The organism is Rhodococcus sp. NFXS4, assembly GCF_058139645.1.
The window spans coordinates 1,901,662-1,922,697 of the sequence record NZ_CP192221.1; the positions used below are offsets into that span (position 1 = coordinate 1,901,662).

The following is a 21,036-nucleotide window of genomic DNA, read 5'->3' on the forward strand; positions in this document are numbered from 1 at the left end:
GCCGTCAGTGGCCGAAGGACGGCCGGCGCTTCTCCACGAAGGCGTCGACACCCTCGATACCGTCCGCGGTGGACGCCTGGTGAGAGATCGAGTCGGTCTCGGCGTCGAGCTGATCGGACAGCGTCGCGGAGTCCGAGGCGAGCAGTAACCGCTTGGTCGCACGGGACACCTCGGTGGGCCCGGCCGCGAGAGAGCGCGCCACCCGCTCGGCCTCCGATGCGATGACGTCGTCACCGACCAACCGTGTCAGCAGACCCAGGCGGTAGGCCTCGTCCGAGCCGAGAACGCCGTCGGTGAGCAGGATGTCGCGCGCGCGGCGGGTGCCGATGATGCGGGGGAGCGCCCACGTCAGACCGCCGTCCGGAGTGAAGCCGAGCGCCGGATACGCGGGACGGAGCCGGGTGGATCGACCGCCGATCGCGATGTCGGCGTGACACACGAGCGACATGCCCGCGCCCGCTGCCCAGCCCGGCACTCCCGCCACGACGGGGACCGACACCGAGGTGAGCGCGCGGACGAAATCGTGGAACGTGTCGGCGAGCTGCCGGACGAACGCGCTTCTGTCGGGCGCCCCGTGGAAGGCGCGCACGTCGCCACCGGCGCAGAAGTTGGATTCGGCGCCGACGAGCAGCACGGCGCCCACGGACTCGTCGAGATCGGACAGCGACGCAGCGCCTGCGGCCATCGCCTCGCCGTTCAGCACGTTGCCGCCGCGGGGCGTCGCCACCCGTACGTACAGGACACCGTCCTCGACGGTGACGGGGGACGTGGCCGGGGGGTCGACTGATTCGGTCATCGTTCGAACTTAGACCAGGACCGCTCGGCTCCGGAAACGACAGAGTCGCCGGAGATGACAGAGGCCCCGATACCGAGGTATCGGGGCCTTGTCGTGAAAATTCGTGCGGGAACGTCAGCCCCGGACCACCTTGCCGGCCTTGAGGCACGAGGTGCACACATTGAGCCGACGAGAGTTACCCGGCGCGACCTGCGCGCGGACGGTCTGGATGTTGGGGTTCCAGCGACGGTTGGTACGGCGGTGCGAGTGCGAAACCGACTTACCGAAGCCGGGTCCCTTGGCGCATACGTCGCAGACGGCAGCCATAGTCGCGAACTCCTTGGTATTCGAGGTGAGACCGGGACACGATTCGAACCGTGGCCGGTGTGGGGCAAGATCTTCGTACAACTGCGCCCGATACCTCCGGGCATGCCGGACGCGTCAGACGCAACCCTGCAAGACTAGCCGCTCGGGTGCCCCGAGTCCAAACCGGCCCGCACGCGCCGATGCCGCAGGTGCCTGGTGGAATGGTCGCACAGATGGCGGCAGCATCAGGACGGGAGCAGCGCGGTGGTTCAGCTCGGTGACCGGCTCGACCACGTACTGGGTCGCAGGGCCGCCGATCCGCTCGAGACGGCGTTCGGTCTCGTCACGGTCGAGGACCTGCTGCGTCACTACCCCTTCCGCTACGTGACACAGGGTCAGGAGCTGGCCCGCAAGGACCCGGACGACGGTGAACGCATCACCGTCGTGGGGACGGTGTCCAAGGCGGACCTCGTGCCCATGAAGGCGCGCAAGGGCCACATGCTCAAGGTCGTGCTCACGTGCGACGGTCAGAACGTCTCCGCCACCTTCTTCAACGGTCACAAGGTGCGTCACAACATCACGGTGGGGTCGCGCGCGATGTTCTCGGGCACGGTCAAGTGGTTCCGGACGTCCTGGTCGCTGAACCACCCCGGTTACCTGATGCTCGAGGGCGACGAGGACGACCTGGTGGGGCGCCCGCACGGCGGTGGCGAGCTCGCCGGCATGGCTCGCGGCGCCACGGACAGTTCCGGTGCGGTGAACATGTCCATGCTGTCGCTTCCGTTCCTTCCCATGTACGCGGCGACGCGGGAGGTCGAGAGCTGGACCTTCCTGCGCTGCGTGCGTCAGGTCCTGGACCAGCTCGATCGCGTCGAGGATCCGCTGCCCGAGACGGTGCGCGCCGAGCACGCGCTGATGAGCCTCGACGACGCACTGCGGGTCGTGCACTTTCCGGAGTCCGAGGACGACATCGAGAACGCGCGCTACCGTCTGCGCTTCGACGAGGCGACGGCGTTGCAGTTGGTGCTCGCCGAACGGCGCCACTCGGTGGCGGTGCGCACGGCGCCGGCCTGCGCGCGCGTGGCCGACGGTGTCGCCGCCGCTTTCGACGAGGTGCTGCCGTTCGAGCTGACCGACGGGCAGAAGGAGGTCGCCGAGGAGATCGAGAGCGACCTGTCCCGCACTCGGCCGATGAGCCGGCTCCTGCAGGGTGAGGTGGGATCGGGCAAGACGATCGTCGCTCTGCGCGCCATGCTGCAGGTGGTGGACGCGGGACTGCAGTGCGCGTTGCTGGCACCCACCGAGGTGCTCGCCACACAGCACCACCGGTCGATCACGCGGCAACTCGGGGCGCTCGCGACGGCCGGGGAACTGGGTGCGCCCGACCGCGCCACCCGAGTGGTGCTGCTGACCGGATCGATGTCGACGGCCGCGAAACGTGCCGCGCTGTTGTCGATCGTGACCGGAGACGCAGGCATCGTCATCGGCACTCACGCACTCATCCAGAGCACGGTGTCGTTCTTCGACCTCGGGATGGTGGTGGTCGACGAGCAGCACCGCTTCGGAGTCGAGCAGCGGGACGCGTTGCGCGCGAAGGCGAGAGAGGGCGTCAGCCCGCACCTGCTGGTCATGACGGCCACGCCCATTCCGCGGACGATCGCCATGACCACGCTGGGCGATCTCGAGACGTCCACCCTGCGTGAGCTTCCCCGCGGACGCGCGCCCATCCGCACCTCGGTCGTTCCCGCCCAGCACAGACCTGCATGGGTCGAGCGAGCGTGGAGCCGGATCTCCGAGGAGGTGGCCGCCGGCCGCCAGGCCTACGTGGTGTGTTCGCGGATCGGCGACGAGAAGCCCGAGGATCTCGGCAAGGACACTCCGGACACCGCGTCGGCGGTCGATGTGTACGAGTCGCTCCGCGCCGGCGCTCTGGCGAACCTGCGCGTCGGGTTGCTGCACGGGCGGCTGCCCACGGAGGAGAAGGACGAGGTGATGTCCGCGTTCAACGACGGCGACATCGACGTCCTCGTCTGCACCACCGTGGTGGAGGTCGGTGTCGACGTCCCCAACGCCACGGTCATGGTCATCGTGGACGCCGACCGGTTCGGCGTGAGTCAGCTGCATCAGTTGCGTGGCCGCATCGGTCGTGGCGGCCACCAGGGTCTGTGCATCCTGCTCACCGAGCTCGCACCGGGCACCCCCACCTACGCGAGGCTCGACGCCGTCGCGGCGACGACCGACGGGTTCGAGCTCGCCGTTCTCGATCTACGGCAACGCCGGGAGGGCGACGTGCTGGGCGCAGCGCAGTCGGGCACCACGACGACCCTGCGACTGTTGTCACTCCTCGATCACCTCGACATCATCACCGCGGCCCAGACCTTCGCCCGCGACGTCGTCGATCGGGACCCGGGGCTCGTGGAGCACCCCGGTCTCGCGGCGATGATGCGATCCGCCGTGGACGCGACCAGGGTGGACTTCCTCGACAAGGCGTGAACGCCCGACCCGGTCAGTGCATGTGGCTTCCCCCGTTGATGTCCAGTGTGGTGCCCGTCAGGTAGGACGCGTCCTCCGACGACAGGAACGTGATGATCGCGGCGACCTCACGAGCAGTGGCGACGCGTCCCACCGGGATGCCGTCGGCGATCGCCTGCTCCTGCTCGGGCGTGCTCCCCACCCGGATGGCGGTGTCCGCGGCGCCCGGCGTGACAGCATTCACCGTGACACCGGTGTGTCCGATCTCGCGGGCCAGCGCCTTGGTGAAACCGAGAACCGCCGCTTTCGCCGAGGAGTAGGGCACCTTGCCGAACACGCCGCCGCCGCGTTGAGCCGACACCGACGACATGTTGACCACGCGTCCCCACCCGGCATCGATCATCGCGGGGAGGAAGGCCTTCGTGACGAGGTAGGTGCCGGTCGCGTTGACCGCCATCACCTTGTTCCACAGGTCCAGCGTGGTCTCGAGAAACGGCACCGGTGACGTGATGCCGGCGATGTTCGCCAGGGCGCCCACGGTGGGGAGCGATCCCGACTCGACCTCGGCGGCCACGGCCGCACGAGCTCGCTCCACGGACGACTCGTCCGCCACGTCGACCTCGTGACCGAAGGCCCGGACGCCGTACGCATTCGCCATGTCCGCGGCGACCTTGGCCGAGGCCTCCCCGTCGAGATCGAGGACGACGACTGCCCAGCCCTGCTCGGCGTACAACGCCGCGGTCGCGCGGCCGAGGCCCCGTTCCGAGGCAGCTCCGGTGACGACGGCGGTACGGCTGACGGTGGCCGGTCGGGCCAGAGTGTCGAACATGGTGATCTCCGATACGGGTGTGGGGGAACGGCTGTCGAGGCTGGTGTCACGGTTCGAGAGGGGCGACGGCCGGTGTCGGCCGCCTGCGAAGGCTCGTCGTGATGCAGCACACAGTAAGACCCGAACTGCGGTTCAGTCAACTGTTGCACACCAACAGTTGACTGTTGACAGTAAACGTGTGGTGGGTCACACTCGTAATCGATGACGGCATCCGTCACCCTTTCCTCACACCTCCAACACCTCGAAAAGGGGTAGTCATGAGCAGCGAGACTCTGGCCATGCGCGGGCAGGTCCACGGCACACCCGACGCCAAGCGCGTCGCCGTGGGGTCGTCCGTCGGCGCGGTGATCGAGACGTACGACTTCATCGGTTTCGGCACCGCCGCGGCGCTCTACTTCGGAACGGCGTTCTTCCCGGGCCAGAGTTCGGTGGCCGGCACCCTGGCCGCCTTCGCCACGCTCGGCGTCGGCTTCGCGGCACGCCCGATCGGAGGCATCATCGGCGGCCACCTCGGTGATCGTGTCGGGCGCAAGCCCGTTCTGGTGGCGTCGCTCATCGTGATGGGACTCGCGACGTTCGTCATCGGTCTGTTGCCCACCTACGCCCAGGTCGGCGTCGTCGCGCCCGTGCTGCTGGTCATCGTCCGCATCGTCCAGGGACTGGCGTTCGGTGCCGAGTGGGGCGGAGCGATTCTGATGAGCTACGAACACGCCCCGTGGCGGCGCAAGGGCGCGTTCACCGGCATCGTGCAGGCGGGATTCCCGGTGGGTCTCCTGCTCGCGAACCTGGTGTTCCTGTTCAGCGTGCACCTCGGCGGCGACTGGGCCTGGCGCGTTCCGTTCCTCGCCAGCATCGTCCTCGTCGTCGTCGGGCTGATCATTCGATCCAAGGTCCCGGAGTCCCCGGTGTTCGACGAGGTCAAGGAGTCCGGCCAGGTCCAGCGTGCGCCGATCGTCGAGTCCGTGAAGCAGGACTGGCGCAACATCCTGCGGGGTATCGGACTGCGCATCGCCGAGACCGCCGGCTACGCCGTGTCCATCACCTACATGATCTCGTACCTGCACAACGAGGAACTGGCGACGAAGTCCGAGACCCTGACCGCTCTCTGCATCGCGTCGGCGCTGGGCATCGGCGCGACCGTCGGTTGGGCGACTCTGACGGACAGGATGGGCCGCCGACCCGTCTACATCGGAGTGTGTGCGTTCGGGGTGTTGTTCGGAATCCCGATGTTCCTCCTCGTCAACACGGGCACCTTCATCCTCGTGGCCGTCACCTTCGTCCTGGCCTACACCGTGTGCCAGAACGCGCTCGCCGGTGCGCAGGGCGCGTGGTTCCCCGAACTCTTCACGGCGAGTCGCCGAGCGTCCGGAGCCTCACTGGCCTACCAGATCTCGGCCATGGTCTCCGGCTTCACTCCGTTCATCACCACGCTGCTCTTCGTCTCCTACGGCTGGATGGGGCCGGCAGTCCTCTTCAGCGTCTACGCGCTGATCGGTCTCCTCGCCGCCCTGTCCACCCGTGAGACGTGGGGCCCCACCGAACGACGACTCGCACTCCAGGCCGAGCTCGACGAGAACCTCGTCGCGACCGCCACCTCTCGAAAGGAATCGCTGTGACCGTCACCGACAGCATCACCACCGACCGCACGACACGGATCCGCGCCGCGGAGCGATTCGCCTACGCCATGCGCCATCACGTCCTCGACATGGGCGAAGCGCAGGGTCAGGGATACGTGGGTCAGGCACTGGGAGCGGCGGACATGTTCGCCGCCGTCTACAGCGGACGGCTGCGCTACCGCCCGGCGGATCCGCACTGGGCGGAGCGGGACCGCTTCCTGCTCTCGACCGGTCACTACGCCATCGGGCTCTACGCGGCGCTCGCGGAAGCGGGCACGGTGAGCGTCTCCGAACTCGAGACCTACGGCTCCGACGATTCGCGGCTCCCCATGTCCGGAATGGCGTCCTACACGCCCGGGATGGAGATCAGCGGGGGCTCGCTGGGACACGGACTGCCGGTGGCGGTGGGAATGGCTCTGGGACTGCGTCACCAGGGGTCGCCGTCACTCGTGTTCAACTTCCTGTCGGACGGGGAACTGGACGAGGGCTCCACGTGGGAGGCCGCGATGGGAGCCGCTCATCACCGACTGGGCAACCTCGTCGCACTCGTCGACATGAACGCACTGCAGGCCGACGGGCCCACCGCGGGAGTCCTGGGCATCGAACCGGTGCAGGACAAGTGGGCGGCCGCGGGATGGTCCGTCCACCGTGTCGACGGCAACGATGCGGGCGCGTTGCTGGACGCCCTGGACGACATCGCGACGCGGACGTCGCCGACCGGCACCCCGTCGGTCGTCGTGTGCGACACGCGGATCGGGTTCGGCGTACCCATGCTCGAGACCCGCGAGAAGGCGCACTTCATGCGTATCGACGAGGACGAGTGGAGCGTGTGCCGGGATCAGCTCACCGCTCGCTTCCACGACGCAGAATTTCACGAGGGAGACCACTCATGACCACCGCATCCGCCCCCAAGCTCAAGACGTCGGCGATGATCGCCTCGTTCGTCGACGAGGGTCAGCGCACCACGGCGGCCCCGTTCGGACACGCGCTGGTCCGTGCAGCGGAACAGGATTCGCGCATCGTCGGCCTCAGTGCCGACCTGGCGAAGTACACCGACATGCACATCTTCGCGCAGGCCTTCCCCGACCGTTTCTTCCAGATGGGGATGGCGGAGCAATTGCTGTTCGGCGCCGCGGCGGGCATGGCGGAGACCGGCCTGGTTCCTTTCGCGTCCACCTACTCGGTCTTCGCGGCGCGCCGCGCGTACGACTTCCTGTGCCTCGACGCGGCCGAGCCGAATCTGAACGTCAACATCGTCGGGGGACTCCCGGGCCTCACCACCGGCTACGGGCCGAGTCACCAGGCGACCGAGGACATGGCGATCTTCCGCGGAATGCCGAACCTCACCATCGTCGACCCGTGCGATGCCGTGGACATCGAGCAGGCCGTTCCCCAACTCGCCGCGACTCCGGGCCCGACCTACCTCCGGTTGCTCCGCGGGAAGGTCGCGTCGGTACTCGACGAGTACGACTACACCTTCGAACTGGGCAAGGCCAAGGTCATTCGACCGGGCAACGACGTCGTGCTGGTGTCGTCCGGTCTGATGACCATGCGTGCGCTCCAGGCCGCCGAGCGACTCGCGAAGCACAGGGTGGACGTGTCGGTGGTGCACGTGGCGACGATCAAACCGTTCGACGCGGAGACCGTCCTGCGCGAACTCTCGACCGACCGGGCCGCATTCACCCTCGAGAACCACACCCGCATCGGTGGGCTCTTCGAGACGGTCGCCTCGGCGTGCGTCGAGTCCGGCACGGTGCGTCAGGTGACTCCCATCGCGCTGCCCGACGAGTTCCTGGCCGCCGGCGCACTCCCCACGCTCCACGATCGTTACGGGTTGTCCACCGACCGCATCGAGGAGCGTGTTCTCGCGGCGTTGCGGTGAGCAGTGCCGGATCGACACGGGCGGCCGTTACCCTGAGATCACTGTCGACCGGCAGCTGTCGACATCACCGTTTCGAGGAGGTCTCCATGGCCGCACAGCCCGCCACGCTCCTGGGGTTGCAGAAGACGAATCTGCGCGATCAGGCTCTCGACGCGCTGCGTCGGGCCATCACCAGTGGCGAGCTGCGTCCGAGTTCCGCGCTGGTGGAGACGGAGTTGTCGGAGCGCCTGCAGATCAGCCGAGGCACGTTGCGCGAGGCACTGCGGCAGCTTCAGCAGGAGGGGCTCGCCGTCATCGGCGCTCGGGGTCGGCTGTACGTGCGGCATCTGGACGACAAGGAGATCAGGGACATCTTCGTCGTGCGCGCCGCGCTCGAGTCCACCGCTGCCGCACTGCTCGCGGAGCGAGACGATCGGCAGGAGTCGGTCGCCGGCCTGTCGAGCGCGCTCGACCTGATGGACGCCGCCGGTGACGGTGATCTCGAGGCCCGGATCGAGTCCGATCTCAGTTTCCACCGACTGCTCTGCCGGCTCACCGGCAACGAGACCCTGGTGCACTCGTGGACGTCCCTCGAGGGTTCGATCCGCATGTCCATCATGTGGGCCGGCAAGTCTCGCGCGGTCGGGAACATGGACACCGACCGACACCGCCGCATCGTCGAGGCGATCGGATCGGGCGACGGCGCGGCTGCCAGCGCCTCGGTGGCGGAACACATGACGTGGGCCGCCGCGAATCTCTCCGCCGACATTTCTGCATAGGAGATGCGAGCGGCGTGGACGTGATCGGCGCTACTGTCCCGGCACCACGACGGCTGCTCGCTGCGCTCCGCACGTGTCTCATATCTGGACAAGTCATAGCTCCGTCTCGCCCGTACTGAAGGTAGGTTGACCGGAATGTTCTCCAAGGTGCTGGTGGCAAATCGCGGCGAGATCGCGATCCGTGCGTTCCGTGCGGCGTACGAACTCGAGGCGCAGACGGTGGCGGTGTTCCCGTTCGAGGACCGGAATTCGGTGCATCGGACGAAGGCCGACGAGGCGTACGAGATCGGTGAGCCGGGGCATCCGGTGCGCAACTACCTGTCGGTGGATCTGATCGTCGACGCGGCGGTGCGTGCGGGTGCGGACGCGATCTATCCGGGGTACGGGTTCCTGTCGGAGAATCCGGAGTTGGCGGCGGCGTGTGCGGCGGCGGGGATCACATTCGTGGGTCCGTCGGCGGAGGTGTTGGAGCTGACGGGTAACAAGGCGCGGGCGATCGCGGCGGCGAAGGATGCCGGGTTGCCGGTGTTGGCGTCGTCGGAGCCGTCGACGGACGTCGATGCGTTGGTGGCGGCATCGGAGTCGATGACGTTCCCGGTGTTCGTCAAAGCGGTCGCGGGCGGTGGTGGCCGCGGTATGCGGCGGGTGGCGGAGCCGTCGGGGTTGCGTGCGGCGATCGAGGCGGCGGCGCGGGAGGCGGAGTCGGCGTTCGGTGACGCGACGGTGTTCCTGGAGCAGGCGGTGGTCGAGCCGCGGCACATCGAGGTGCAGATTCTCGCGGACACCCACGGCGATGTGATCCATCTCTTCGAGCGTGACTGCTCGGTGCAGCGCCGTCACCAGAAGGTGGTGGAGCTGGCGCCGGCGCCGAACATCTCGGACGAGCTGCGGGCCCGGTTGTGCAGTGACGCTGTGGCGTTCGCGCGGAAGATCGGGTACTCGTGTGCGGGCACGGTGGAGTTCCTGGTGGACCGGGACGGTAACCATGTGTTCATCGAGATGAATCCGCGGATCCAGGTCGAGCACACGGTGACCGAGGAGATCACCGATGTCGACCTGGTGCAGTCGCAGTTGCGGATCGCCTCGGGGGAGTCACTCGAGGATCTGGGGTTGCGGCAGGAGGACATCCGGATCCGGGGTGCGGCGATGCAGTGCCGCATCACGACGGAGGACCCGGCGAACGGGTTCCGCCCGGACACCGGCCGCATCACCGCGTACCGCACCCCGGGCGGTGCGGGTATCCGTCTCGACGGCGGGACGACGTTGGGTGCGGAGGTGTCGGCGTACTTCGACTCGATGCTGGTGAAGCTCACCTGCCGTGGTCGCACGTTCGAGGACGCGGTGGCGCGGTCGCGGCGGGCGTTGGCGGAGTTCCGTATCCGCGGTGTCTCGACGAACATCGGCTTCCTGCAGGGACTTCTGCAGGACGAGGACTTCCGTGCGGGCAACGTCACGACGTCGTTCATCGAGGAGCGACCCGAGCTGTTGACGGCGCGGTCGTCCGGCGATCGCGGTACCAAGATCCTGACCTACCTCGCGGACGTGACGGTGAACAAGCCGCACGGCGAGCGTCCGAGCACGGTCTACCCACAGGACAAGCTGCCGGACATCGATCTGTCCGTCGCGCCGCGCGACGGGTCTCGGCAGCGTCTGCTCGAGCTCGGTCCCGAGGGCTTCGCCCGCGATCTGCGTCAGCGAAAGGCGTTGGGCGTCACCGACACCACGTTCCGTGACGCCCACCAGTCACTGCTGGCGACACGCGTGCGGACGTCCGGGTTGTTGATGGTCGCCCCCTACGTCGCGCGGACCACACCCGAACTGTTGTCGATCGAGTGCTGGGGCGGTGCGACGTACGACGTGGCGCTGCGGTTCCTGCACGAGGATCCGTGGGAGCGGTTGGCGGCGCTGCGGGAGGCGGTGCCGAACATCGCCCTGCAGATGTTGCTGCGCGGGCGTAACACCGTCGGCTACACCCCCTACCCGGAGCGGGTGACGACAGCATTCGTCGAGGAAGCGGCGGCGACGGGTGTGGACATCTTCCGCATCTTCGACGCGCTGAACAACGTCGATCAGATGCGCCCCGCGATCGACGCCGTCCGTGAGACCGGCACGACGATCGCCGAGGTGGCGATGTCGTACACCGGTGACCTGTCGAACCCCGACGAGAAGCTTTACACCCTCGACTACTACCTGCGGTTGGCGGAGCAGATCGTCGACGCCGGCGCGCACGTGTTGGCGATCAAGGACATGGCGGGGCTTCTGCGGGCGCCGGCGGCGACGACGTTGGTGACGGCGCTGCGCAAGAATTTCGACCTGCCGGTGCACGTGCACACCCACGACACCCCGGGTGGTCAGTTGGCGACGTACCTGGCGGCGTGGGAGGCCGGGGCGGACGCTGTGGACGGGGCGTCGGCGTCGATGGCGGGCACGACCAGTCAGCCGGCGTTGTCGGCGATCGTGGCGGCGGCGGCGCACACCGAGCGGGACACCGGGTTGGATCTGGCGGCGGTGTGCGATCTGGAGCCGTACTGGGAGGCGATCCGGAAGGTGTACGCCCCGTTCGAGTCCGGGCTCCCCGCCCCGACCGGGCGGGTCTACACCCACGAGATTCCGGGTGGGCAGCTGTCCAACCTGCGTCAGCAGGCCATCGCGTTGGGTCTGGGGGACCGGTTCGAGGACGTGGAGAAGGCGTACGCGGACGCGGACCGGTTGCTGGGCCGGCTGATCAAGGTGACGCCGTCGTCGAAGGTGGTGGGCGATCTGGCGTTGCACCTGGTCGGTGCGGGGGTGTCGATGGAGGACTTCGCGGCGGATCCGGGGAAGTTCGACATCCCCGATTCGGTGATCGGGTTCCTGCGCGGCGATCTGGGCACCCCGGCCGGTGGGTGGCCGGAGCCGTTCCGCACCACCGCGTTGGCGGGGCGCGGCGCCGGGCGTGGGGAGGCGACGTTGACGACGCAGGACGAGGTGCTGCTCTCCGGCACCAGTGCCGAGCGGCGTGATCGTCTCAATCATCTGTTGTTCCCGGGGCCGGCGAAGGAGTTGGCGGAGCACCGGGAGAAGTACGGGGACACCTCGGGGTTGTCGGCGAATCAGTTCTTCTACGGATTGCGTCAGGGCGACGAGCATCGGGTGCGCCTGGAGAAGGGTGTGGATCTGCTGATCGGGTTGGAGGCGATCTCGGAGCCGGACGAGGCGGGGATGCGGACGGTGATGTGCATCCTCAACGGTCAGTTGCGGCCGGTGTCGGTGCGGGACAGGTCGATCTCGGCGGATGCGCCGACGACGGAGAAGGCGGATCGGGACGATCCGTCGCATCTGGCGGCGCCGTTCGCGGGTGTGGTGACGTTGACCGCGGAGGTGGGGCAGTCGGTGTCGGCGGGGGAGACGGTGGCGACGATCGAGGCGATGAAGATGGAAGCAGCCGTCACCGCGCCGCGGGCGGGCACCGTCACCCGTCTGGCTCTGTCCGGTGTCGCGCAGGTCGAGGGTGGGGACCTGATCTGCGTCATCGCCGTCGGCGACACCACCGACCGCTCCTGACAGGGTTCTCGCAGTGACCAGGATCGTGGCCGGGACGGCCGGCGGGCGTTCGCTCGTCGTGCCGTCCCGCGGCACCAGACCCACCGCCGACCGGGTCCGAGAGGCGCTCTTCAGTGCGCTCGAGAGCCGGATGTACCTCGACGGTGCGTCGGTGCTGGACCTGTACGCGGGGTCGGGCGCTCTCGGCCTCGAAGCGCTCTCGCGCGGAGCCGAGCACGTCCTCCTCGTCGAGAACGACGCGTGCGCGGCGGCCGTGGTCGCCCGGAACATCGAATCCGTGGGACTGCCGGGAGCGCAGGTGCGGACCGCGCCCGTCGCGGCTGTCGTCGGTGGGACACCGGAGCGCCGCTACGACCTCGTGCTCGCCGATCCTCCGTACTCCGTGTCGGACGGCGCCGTGTCCTCGGTGTTGGACCGACTCGTCGAGGGCGAGTGGCTCGCCGAGGACGCCCTCGTGGTCGTCGAGCGATCCTCGCGCTCGCCCGCGACGCTGTGGCCCGCTGGGCTCGTCGAATTGAAGGCCAAGCGCTACGGCGAGGCTCGCATCGACATGGCCCGGTTCGAGGTCGCGCAGATCGAGCACCCCGCACGGGGAAGCTGATACGTTCACCCACCATGAGCCGCGCCCTGGTCCCGGGATCCTTCGATCCGATCCACAACGGTCATCTCGACGTGATCTCGCGCGTCGCAACGCAATTCGACGAGGTCATCGTCACGGTGGTGGTGAACCCCAACAAGAGTGGACTCTTCACCGTCGACGAACGGGTCGAGATGCTGGCGCAGGCCACCACTCATCTGCAGGGTGTGCGCGTCGCGACGTGGCAGGGGTTGCTCGTCGACTTCGCGTCGGAGTCCGGGGCCACCGCCATCGTCAAGGGTCTGCGCAACGCCGCCGACTTCGACTACGAGGTGCAGATGGCGCAGATGAACCGGCGACTCACCGGCGTGGACACGGTGTTCCTCGGAACCGACCCGGTGCACAGCAGCCTGTCGAGCTCGCTCATCAAGGAGATCGCGCGACTGGGCGGAGACGTCACGACGATGGTCCCGGCCGCCGTGCACGACCGACTGCTGGCCCGGCTCGCCGAGCGCTCCTGACCGGGCCGGACGGCGACACACCGGGGGACAATCGTGCGGACCGGTGCGCGTACCGGGCACACTGACACCGGAGATCGCGCCCGACGGGCGTGGTCGCCGAAGTCAGAGACTGTCGATCGAAGTGAGGGCCGAGCACGGTGTACCGGGTATTCGAGGCGCTCGACGAGCTCGTCGCGATCGTCGAGGAGGCGCGCGGCGTCCCGATGACCGCGGGATGCGTCGTCCCGCGTGGTGATGTGCTGGAGCTGCTGGACGACGTCCGAGACGCCATTCCGGGTGAGCTCGACGACGCGCAGGACGTGCTGGACCACCGCGACAAGCTGGTGTCGGACGCACGGACCGGTGCCGAGAAGACGATCTCGTCGGCCGACGCGGAAGCCACCAGCACGGTGGAGAACGCGCGGGACGAGGCCGATCGACTCCTGGCCGACGCGAAGGCCCACGCCGACCGGATGGTCGCCGAGGCCACCGCGCACGCCGAGAGCCTCGTCGCCGACGCCACCGCGCGCGCCGACGCCACCATCGCGGACGCGGAGCACGAGTACGAGACGCTGACCGAGCGCGGCCGCGTCGAGTCCGCTCGCTCGATCGACGCCGGCAAGGCGGCCTACGAGCGTTCCGTCGCCGAGGGTCTCGCCGAGCAGGAGCGCCTGGTCTCGCAGACCGAGGTGGTGCAGTCCGCGCACGCGGAGTCCGCTCGGGTCATCGACGCGGCGCACGCCGAGTCGGATCGTCTGCGTACCGAGTGCGACCTCTACGTCGACACGAAGTTCGCGGAGTTCGAGGAGATCCTCTCCGGCACGTTGCGGTCCGTCGGTCGGGGACGTCAGCAGCTCCGCACCGGCAGTGGCGTTCCGAGTTACGACACCGATTTCGCCGACTCGCGTGGTGAGGGCCGCTCGCGCTACTGACCGCCACGCGGATCCCTCCTCGCAGGGAGGACCGGTGTGATTTGGCGCTGACCTGACGCTCCCGTATCGTGGAGTGGTTGCCCGCACCGCCCGTGAAAGGATCGTTCGTTGTCTCCCGCTGCTCGTCGCCACTCCGCCGAACCCGTCTCGGGGCTGGTGGTGGACACCCGTCGTCTGGGTCGCCGCGCAGGGTCGATGATGCCGGTCGCGCGCACCGTTCCCTCCCCGTCGCGCATCGGTCTGGACCTGATCGCGATCCAGGAGGGGGCCGACATCGATCTCGATCTCCGGTTCGAGTCCGTGTCCGAGGGTGTGCTCGTCAGCGGCACGGTCGACGCCGACACCGTCGGTGAGTGCTCGCGGTGCCTCGAGCCGTTCACGTCCCACGTGCAGCTCCATCTCACGGAGCTGTACGCGTACCCGAACAGCGTCACCGAGGCCACCACGGACGAGGACGATCTCTACCGGGTCGAGGACGACGCGATCGATCTCGAACCACTGATCGTGGACGTGGCGGGGCTCACCCTGCCGCTGCGGCCCCTGTGCACCGAGGACTGCCAGGGACTGTGCCCGGAGTGCGGCATCCGCCTGTCGATTGCGGAACCGGGTCATGCGCATGAGACAATTGATCCTCGCTGGGCCGGTCTCGCGGCGAAGCTGCAGACCGACACCGACCAGACCTAGTCGGCCGGCGCACCCTGCGCCTGCACGACCCGTGCTTCACCAGCACGACATTGCACCGAACGAGTACGAGGAGAAGTAGAAGTGGCTGTTCCGAAGCGCAAGATGTCGCGGTCCAACACCCGATCGCGACGCAGCCAGTGGAAGACCACTGCACCCACCCTCATCACCTGCCCCAACCGCGGGTGCGGCGAGAAGACCCTGCCCCACACGGTGTGCCCGAACTGCGGCACCTACAAGGGTCGCCAGGTCACCGCGGCAGTCTGACGGTGACCTCACAGTCGCCAGCGACAGACCGGAGCGGCGAGGACGATCATGCATCGCTTCTCGCCGCTCTTGGCGTGTCTCTGGACCACAACCTGCTCGTCCACGCTCTCACCCACCGCTCGTACGCGTACGAGAACGGTGGGCTGCCCACGAACGAACGCCTCGAGTTCCTCGGAGACTCCGTTCTGGGTCTGAGCATCACCGAGCAGCTGTACAGCGCCCACCCCGACAAGTCGGAGGGCGAGCTGGCCAAGATACGCGCGAGCGTGGTCAACATGCACGCGCTCGCCGAGGTGGCTCGCCAACTGGGTGACGGCGGACTCGGTGCGCACCTGCTTCTGGGCAAGGGCGAGGAGATGACCGGTGGGCGCGACAAGCCGTCGATCCTCGCGGACGGCATGGAATCGCTTCTCGGCGCCATCCACGTCGAGCACGGCATCGACGTCGCACGCGAGGTGGTGCTGCGTCTGTTCGACGCGTTGCTCGAGCGTGGACCGCGTCTCGGTGCCGGCCTCGACTGGAAGACCAGCCTGCAGGAGCTCACGGCCGAGAAGGGTCTCGGTGTTCCCGCGTACGAGATCACCGCGACGGGACCGGACCACGACAAGGAGTTCACGGCCACCGTGCTCGTCGGCGGATCGCCGCACGGGCAGGGCGTGGGTCGCTCGAAGAAGGAAGCCGAGCAGCGCGCCGCCAGCGCGGCCTGGAACGCTCTCAGTGAATCGGCCTCCGCAGCGCTGATCGCCGGCCCGACCCCGGAGATGTCGTCCGACCGGAATGCCTGAACTTCCCGAGGTCGAGGTGGTGCGACGCGGACTCGCGTCGCACGTCGTGGGGGAGACCCTCGTCGACATCGAGGTCCTGCATCCGCGTGCCGCTCGACGGCATCTCGAGGGAAGTCTCGATCTCCAGTCGCGACTGGCCGGCACCACCGTCGTGTCCGCCGAGCGCCGTGGCAAGTACCTCTGGCTCGTGGTCGCCGCGAACGACGACGCGACCGGGCCGCTCGAGTCGATCGTGGTGCACCTGGGCATGAGCGGGCAGATGCTCGTCCAGCCCGCGGACGCACCCGACGAGAAGCATCTCCGCATCCGCGCCCGACTGGGCAGCGGCACGGATCTGCGATTCGTCGATCAGCGGACGTTCGGCGGGTGGGCCGTCGCCGACCTCGTGGAGGTCGACGGCTCCCGGGTCCCGGTTCCCGTGGCGCACATCGCCCGCGACCCACTCGACCCCCAGTTCGACGCGGAGTCCGTGGTGACGGCGATGCGGGGGAAGCACACCGAGATCAAGCGCGCGCTCCTCGATCAGACCGTCGTGTCGGGCGTGGGCAACATCTACGCCGACGAGTCGTTGTGGCGCAGCAAGATCCACGGCAATCGACTCACCGATTCACTGACTCGTCCGGCGCTGCGCAGGTTGCTGAACAACGCGCACGCTGTCATGGGGGAGGCACTGGCGCAGGGCGGCACCTCGTTCGACGCGCTGTACGTCAACGTGAACGGTCAGTCGGGGTACTTCGACCGGTCACTGGCCGCATACGGCCAGGAGGGACTCCCGTGCCCTCGCTGCGGCGCTCCCATCCGCCGCGAGAAGTTCATGAATCGGTCGTCCTTCAGCTGTCCGAAGTGTCAGCCGGCGCCGAGGGTTCGGCGGGGATGATTCCGGTGCGTGGCGTAAAGATCGCATCAAAGCGCCTGCTCGCAGCGTCAACAGAGCGTCAGTAAGGCCGAGATGGGCGCGTAGGGGGTGGACGCTGGCGTAGCTGCCGAGCATCCGCCGGCAGTTCGTCGCCGTTTCACGAGGATTGCATCCATGGCTGACCTGGCCTACCTACTCACCGCGGCAGCAGGTTTCGCTGCGCTGGTGTTCACCGTTCTTCGACTCGGGCGGTCCGCATGACCGCGGCCGGAATCGAGAGCGTGATGTTGATCGTGGTCTCCGCGGCACTTGCGGTGTACCTGCTGATCGCGTTGCTCGACCCCGAGAGGTTCTGAGCCGTGACTCCCGCACTTGCGGCAGGGCTTCAGATCGCGGCCGTCGTGATCGTGCTCGCTGCCGCCTACGTTCCCCTCGGCGACCACATGGCGCGCGTCTTCACCACTCCGCGAGATGAACGTGCTCGTGACGAAGTGGTCAGCTCTGCCGCACGACAGGCTGCGGGATCGACGATCACCACGACCACCACGCTCGACGCGCCGAAGCCGACGAGCAGGTCGGTATCGGCGACGGCGGACTGGCGGGTGGAATACCTGCTGTATCGCGTGTGCCGGATCGACCCCCGCTCGGAACAGACGTGGGTCGGCTACGCCTTGTCGCTGCTGGGCTTCTCTGCTGCCGGCGTCTTCTTCCTCTATGCCCTCCAACGTGTTCAAGGTGTTCTGCCGCTGAACAACTCGCTGCCGGGCGTCAGCCCGTCGGTCGCGTTCAACACGGCAATCTCCTTCGTCACCAACACCAACTGGCAGTCGTACTCACCCGAGACGACGATGAGCAATCTGACTCAACCTCTCGGCCTCGCAGTACAGAACTTCGTCTCTGCCGCAGTCGGACTGGCTGTGGCCGTCGCGGTGATCCGCGGGTTCGTCCGTGTGCGCAGCGGAGGTGAACTCGGAAACTTCTGGGTCGATCTCACGCGCGGCGTACTGCGGATCCTGCTGCCGTTGTCGTTCGTCGTGGCGCTGATCCTGCTGACGCAGGGCGTCGTCATGTCGTTCCACAGCGGTTTCGCCTCGACGGGTCTGGACGGCAGCTCGATCACGAACGCACTCGCTCCTGTCGCCTCTCAGGAAGCGATCAAAGAGCTCGGTACCAACGGTGGCGGAATCCTGGCGGCCAACTCGGCGCACCCGTTCGAGAATCCGACGCCGCTGTCCAACATCGTCGAGATCATCGCCCTGCTGTTGATCCCGGTCGCATTGACGCGCACCTTCGGAACCCTCGTCGGAGAACGCAAGCAGGGTCTGTCGATCCTCGCCGTCATGGCGTTGCTGTGGGCCGGCATTCTCGCCGTGACGCTCGCTGCGGAATCCGGTACTCGTGGCGTCGCTGCGCAGGCCGCCGGCGCCATGATGGAGGGCAAGGAACAACGATTCGGCATTCCCGGCTCGGCCCTGTTCGCAGTCAGCACCACCGGAACATCGACCGGTGCAGTCAACTCCGCGCACGACGCCATGTCTCCGCTCGGCGGTGGAGTCGTCATCCTGAACATGCTCTTCGGCGAGGTCGCACCCGGCGGAGTCGGGACCGGCCTCTACGGAATGCTGGTGCTGGCCGTCATCGCCGTGTTCGTGGGTGGGCTTCTGGTCGGACGCACGCCCGAATACCTCGGGAAGAAGCTCGGCAAACGCGAGATCACGATGGCAGCGCTGTCGGTACTGGTCATGCCGGCGCTCGTTCTGATCGGGACCGGTGTCACGGTGATCCTCGGTTCCACCAGCGGAGCGCTCGGCAACAGCGGCGACCCTGGAACTCCGGGTTCGATCCATGGGTTCAGCGAGGTGCTCTATGCCTACGCCTCCGCGTCGAACAACAACGGAAGTGCGTTCGGCGGACTGACCGTGACCGACGACTGGTTCCAGACCTCCCTCGGCATTGCCATGTTGCTCGGCCGATTCCTTCCGATCGTGTTCGTTCTGGCTCTCGCCGGCTCACTCGTGACCAAGCGTCGAAGTCCGGCCGGACCCGGGACGCTCCCCACCACGGGACTGCTGTTCGCCGGTCTTCTCACCGGCACGATCGTCCTCGTCGCTGCGCTCACATTCTTCCCGGCGCTCGCGCTGGGCCCCTTCGCGGAGGCTTTGCAATGACCCTCGTCAACGACCATCCCACTCAGTCGGAGGCGACACCCGACGACGGCGCGCCGGCTCCCGTCACATCCGGCTACTTCAGCCCCACACAGCTGTGGACCTCGTTGCCCACCGCATTCCGCAAGCTCGATCCGCGTCACCAGGCCCGCAACCCGGTCATGTTCGTCGTTCTGGTCGGCTCGGTCATCACCACTGTCATGGCGATCGCCGACCCGTCGGTGTTCTCCTGGCTCGTCACCGGGTGGCTCTGGTTCACCGTGGTGTTCGCGAACCTCGCCGAGTCCGTTGCCGAGGGTCGCGGCAAGGCCCAGGCGGCCAGTCTGCGCAACGTCAAACGGGACACGCTCGCGAATCGTCGGCTGCCCGACGGGTCCGTCGAGAGCGTGCCCGGCACCGAACTGAAGGTCGGTGACGAGGTGGTCGTCACCGCAGGGGAGGTCATTCCCGGTGACGGTGATGTGGTCGACGGCATCGCATCGGTGGACGAATCCGCCATCACGGGTGAATCCGCACCGGTGGTGCGCGAATCGGGCGGTGACCGAAGCGCCGTCACCGGCGGCACGACCGTGCTGTCGGACCGGATCGTCGTGAAGATCACCGCCGCACAGGGTGAGACGTTCGTCGACCGGATGATCGCGCTCGTCGAGGGTGCGTCGCGACAGAAGACTCCGAACGAGATCGCTCTCAACATCCTGCTCGCGTCCCTGACCATCGTGTTCCTGCTTGCCGTCGTGGCCATCGGTCCCATGAGCATCTACGCGGGGTCGGCGCAGGATCCAGTCAAGCTCATCGCACTTCTCGTCTGCCTGATTCCGACGACCATCGGCGCACTCCTGTCCGCCATCGGCATCGCCGGTATGGACCGACTGGTGCAGCGCAACGTTCTGGCCATGTCGGGCCGCGCGGTCGAGGCCGCCGGCGACATCGACACCCTGCTCATGGACAAGACCGGCACGATCACCTTCGGAAATCGCAGAGCCACGGCACTGCATCCGGCACCCGGGGTCGATGTTCGGGAACTCGCCGACGCGGCTCGCCTGTCGTCGCTCGCTGACGGAACACCCGAAGGACGCAGCATCGTCGAACTCGTCGCACGCGACTTCGGCGGGGATGTGGATCCCACAGCTGGGGGTGAGTTCGTTCCCTTCACCGCTCAGACCCGCATGAGTGGGCTGGACGTCGACGGTCAGCAGATCCGAAAGGGCGCCTCCGACAGCGTGTTCGCCTGGGTTCGCGAGCAGAGTGGCCACGCCGCCGACACTGCGGTACGTGATTCGGTCGAATCGGTGTCCGAAGCGGGCGGTACACCGCTCGTCGTCGCGGTCGCCGAATCCGGGTCGAGTGCCCGAGTTCTCGGAGTCGTCGAGTTGTCGGATGTGGTCAAGCCTCACATCGCCGAGCGATTCGAACGGTTGCGCGCCATGGGCATTCGGACCGTGATGGTGACCGGCGACAACCCCCTCACCGCTCGGGCCATCGCTGCGGAAGCCGGGGTGGACGACTTCCTCGCCGAAGCGACACCGGAAGACAAACTGGCCTTGATCCGCCGTGAACAGAACGGTGGTCGGCTGGTCGCGATGACGGGGGACGGCACCAACGACGCTCCCGCGCTGGCTCAGGCCGACGTCGGCGTGGCGATGAACACCGGCACGTCCGCAGCGAAAGAGGCGGGCAACATGGTGGATCTCGATTCCGATCCCACGAAGTTGATAGAAGTGGTGGAGGTCGGAAAGCAACTCCTCATCACCCGCGGAGCGCTCACCACGTTCTCGTTGGCGAACGACCTCGCCAAGTACTTCGCGATCCTGCCGGCACTGTTCTCCACGGTGTATCCGCAGCTCGACACGCTGAACATCATGCGGCTGGCAACGCCGCAATCAGCGATCGTCTCGGCCGTGGTGTTCAACGCCTTGGTCATCGTGGCGCTGATTCCTCTTGCGCTGAAGGGTGTTCGGTACACGCCGTCCACCGCGTCGACACTGCTCGGCCGCAACCTCGCCGTCTACGGCGTCGGCGGTGTGATCTCGCCCTTCATCGGTATCTGGCTGATCGACCTCGTGGTCCGACTCGTTCCTGGAATGGGCTAGCA

General features: G+C 67.5%; 19 protein-coding genes. 16 read left to right on the top strand and 3 right to left on the bottom strand.

Annotated features, from left to right (window positions below):
- Positions 1–4: 4 nt before the first annotated feature.
- Positions 5–796: an enoyl-CoA hydratase/isomerase family protein gene (locus tag J4E04_RS08930; protein WP_222630710.1), complete on the bottom strand. Its 792-nt coding sequence runs from the start codon at positions 794–796 to the stop codon at positions 5–7.
- 114 nt (positions 797–910) lie between these two features.
- Positions 911–1,102, bottom strand: coding sequence for a 50S ribosomal protein L28 (rpmB, locus tag J4E04_RS08935; RefSeq protein WP_042576517.1), 192 nt, complete (start codon positions 1,100–1,102; stop codon positions 911–913).
- Between the two features lie 243 nt (positions 1,103–1,345).
- On the opposite strand from rpmB, the gene recG reads away from it, so the two are divergent.
- Positions 1,346–3,574: an ATP-dependent DNA helicase RecG gene (recG, locus tag J4E04_RS08940; RefSeq protein WP_222637746.1), complete on the top strand. Its 2,229-nt coding sequence runs from the start codon at positions 1,346–1,348 to the stop codon at positions 3,572–3,574.
- Between the two features lie 13 nt (positions 3,575–3,587).
- On the opposite strand, the gene J4E04_RS08945 is transcribed toward recG, so the two are convergent.
- Positions 3,588–4,382 (bottom strand): SDR family NAD(P)-dependent oxidoreductase, encoded by a 795-nt coding sequence (locus J4E04_RS08945; RefSeq protein WP_490150365.1) that lies wholly within the window; start codon positions 4,380–4,382, stop codon positions 3,588–3,590.
- A 257-nt stretch (positions 4,383–4,639) separates the two neighbouring features.
- On the opposite strand from J4E04_RS08945, the gene J4E04_RS08950 reads away from it, so the two are divergent.
- From J4E04_RS08950 to kdpB, 15 genes are all read left to right on the top strand, one after another.
- Positions 4,640–5,998 (top strand): MFS transporter, encoded by a 1,359-nt coding sequence (locus J4E04_RS08950; protein ID WP_307092569.1) that lies wholly within the window; start codon positions 4,640–4,642, stop codon positions 5,996–5,998.
- Entirely contained in the window at positions 5,989–6,891 is a 903-nt protein-coding gene (locus J4E04_RS08955; protein ID WP_374197725.1) for a transketolase, read from the top strand. The genes J4E04_RS08950 and J4E04_RS08955 overlap by 10 nt, the downstream gene beginning before the upstream one ends.
- Complete coding sequence (locus J4E04_RS08960) at positions 6,888–7,880, top strand: transketolase family protein (RefSeq protein ID WP_027506988.1); 993 nt, start codon at positions 6,888–6,890, stop codon at positions 7,878–7,880. Before J4E04_RS08955 ends, J4E04_RS08960 begins: the two co-directional genes overlap by 4 nt.
- 86 nt (positions 7,881–7,966) lie before the next feature.
- Complete coding sequence (locus J4E04_RS08965; protein WP_027506987.1) at positions 7,967–8,638, top strand: GntR family transcriptional regulator; 672 nt, start codon at positions 7,967–7,969, stop codon at positions 8,636–8,638.
- 135 nt (positions 8,639–8,773) lie between these two features.
- Positions 8,774–12,181, top strand: a complete 3,408-nt coding sequence (locus J4E04_RS08970; protein ID WP_490150524.1) for a pyruvate carboxylase — start codon at positions 8,774–8,776, stop codon at positions 12,179–12,181.
- 13 nt (positions 12,182–12,194) lie between these two features.
- Positions 12,195–12,782: a 16S rRNA (guanine(966)-N(2))-methyltransferase RsmD gene (rsmD, locus tag J4E04_RS08975; protein WP_490150366.1), complete on the top strand. Its 588-nt coding sequence runs from the start codon at positions 12,195–12,197 to the stop codon at positions 12,780–12,782.
- 14 nt (positions 12,783–12,796) lie between these two features.
- Complete coding sequence (coaD, locus tag J4E04_RS08980; RefSeq protein WP_027504973.1) at positions 12,797–13,279, top strand: pantetheine-phosphate adenylyltransferase; 483 nt, start codon at positions 12,797–12,799, stop codon at positions 13,277–13,279.
- Between the two features lie 137 nt (positions 13,280–13,416).
- A complete protein-coding gene (locus J4E04_RS08985; protein ID WP_027504974.1) occupies positions 13,417–14,190 on the top strand; it encodes a DivIVA domain-containing protein in 774 nt (257 codons plus the stop codon).
- Positions 14,191–14,385: 195 nt separating this feature from the next.
- Entirely contained in the window at positions 14,386–14,874 is a 489-nt protein-coding gene (locus J4E04_RS08990; RefSeq protein ID WP_081821208.1) for a YceD family protein, read from the top strand.
- A gap of 81 nt (positions 14,875–14,955) precedes the next feature.
- Positions 14,956–15,138, top strand: coding sequence for a 50S ribosomal protein L32 (rpmF, locus tag J4E04_RS08995; RefSeq protein ID WP_027504976.1), 183 nt, complete (start codon positions 14,956–14,958; stop codon positions 15,136–15,138).
- Between the two features lie 2 nt (positions 15,139–15,140).
- The gene (gene rnc / locus J4E04_RS09000) at positions 15,141–15,923 is read left to right on the top strand and encodes a ribonuclease III (protein WP_490150367.1); all 783 of its coding nucleotides are present in this window, start codon (positions 15,141–15,143) and stop codon (positions 15,921–15,923) included.
- Complete coding sequence (gene mutM / locus J4E04_RS09005) at positions 15,916–16,800, top strand: bifunctional DNA-formamidopyrimidine glycosylase/DNA-(apurinic or apyrimidinic site) lyase (RefSeq protein ID WP_056445093.1); 885 nt, start codon at positions 15,916–15,918, stop codon at positions 16,798–16,800. Before rnc ends, mutM begins: the two co-directional genes overlap by 8 nt.
- A gap of 236 nt (positions 16,801–17,036) precedes the next feature.
- The gene (gene kdpF / locus J4E04_RS09010) at positions 17,037–17,135 is read left to right on the top strand and encodes a K(+)-transporting ATPase subunit F (RefSeq protein ID WP_222630725.1); all 99 of its coding nucleotides are present in this window, start codon (positions 17,037–17,039) and stop codon (positions 17,133–17,135) included.
- Between the two features lie 3 nt (positions 17,136–17,138).
- On the top strand, positions 17,139–18,947 hold the full coding sequence (gene kdpA, locus J4E04_RS09015) for a potassium-transporting ATPase subunit KdpA (RefSeq protein WP_490150368.1): 1,809 nt from the start codon (positions 17,139–17,141) through the stop codon (positions 18,945–18,947).
- Entirely contained in the window at positions 18,944–21,034 is a 2,091-nt protein-coding gene (kdpB, locus tag J4E04_RS09020) for a potassium-transporting ATPase subunit KdpB (RefSeq protein ID WP_490150369.1), read from the top strand. The genes kdpA and kdpB overlap by 4 nt, the downstream gene beginning before the upstream one ends.
- Positions 21,035–21,036: the final 2 nt, after the last annotated feature.

What these genes read in the sequence shown, in the direction of transcription:
- J4E04_RS08970 (WP_490150524.1), top strand. Translation starts at nt 8,774, where the DNA reads ATGTTCTCCAAGGTGCTGGTGGCAAATCGCGGCGAGATCGCGATCCGT.
- rpmB (WP_042576517.1), bottom strand. Translation starts at nt 1,102, where the DNA reads ATGGCTGCCGTCTGCGACGTATGCGCCAAGGGACCCGGCTTCGGTAAG.
- mutM (WP_056445093.1), top strand. Translation starts at nt 15,916, where the DNA reads ATGCCTGAACTTCCCGAGGTCGAGGTGGTGCGACGCGGACTCGCGTCG.
- kdpF (WP_222630725.1), top strand. Translation starts at nt 17,037, where the DNA reads ATGACCGCGGCCGGAATCGAGAGCGTGATGTTGATCGTGGTCTCCGCG.
- kdpB (WP_490150369.1), top strand. Translation starts at nt 18,944, where the DNA reads ATGACCCTCGTCAACGACCATCCCACTCAGTCGGAGGCGACACCCGAC.
- J4E04_RS08960 (WP_027506988.1), top strand. Translation starts at nt 6,888, where the DNA reads ATGACCACCGCATCCGCCCCCAAGCTCAAGACGTCGGCGATGATCGCC.
- J4E04_RS08965 (WP_027506987.1), top strand. Translation starts at nt 7,967, where the DNA reads ATGGCCGCACAGCCCGCCACGCTCCTGGGGTTGCAGAAGACGAATCTG.
- J4E04_RS08945 (WP_490150365.1), bottom strand. Translation starts at nt 4,382, where the DNA reads ATGTTCGACACTCTGGCCCGACCGGCCACCGTCAGCCGTACCGCCGTC.
- coaD (WP_027504973.1), top strand. Translation starts at nt 12,797, where the DNA reads ATGAGCCGCGCCCTGGTCCCGGGATCCTTCGATCCGATCCACAACGGT.
- J4E04_RS08930 (WP_222630710.1), bottom strand. Translation starts at nt 796, where the DNA reads ATGACCGAATCAGTCGACCCCCCGGCCACGTCCCCCGTCACCGTCGAG.
- J4E04_RS08990 (WP_081821208.1), top strand. Translation starts at nt 14,386, where the DNA reads ATGATGCCGGTCGCGCGCACCGTTCCCTCCCCGTCGCGCATCGGTCTG.
- J4E04_RS08950 (WP_307092569.1), top strand. Translation starts at nt 4,640, where the DNA reads ATGAGCAGCGAGACTCTGGCCATGCGCGGGCAGGTCCACGGCACACCC.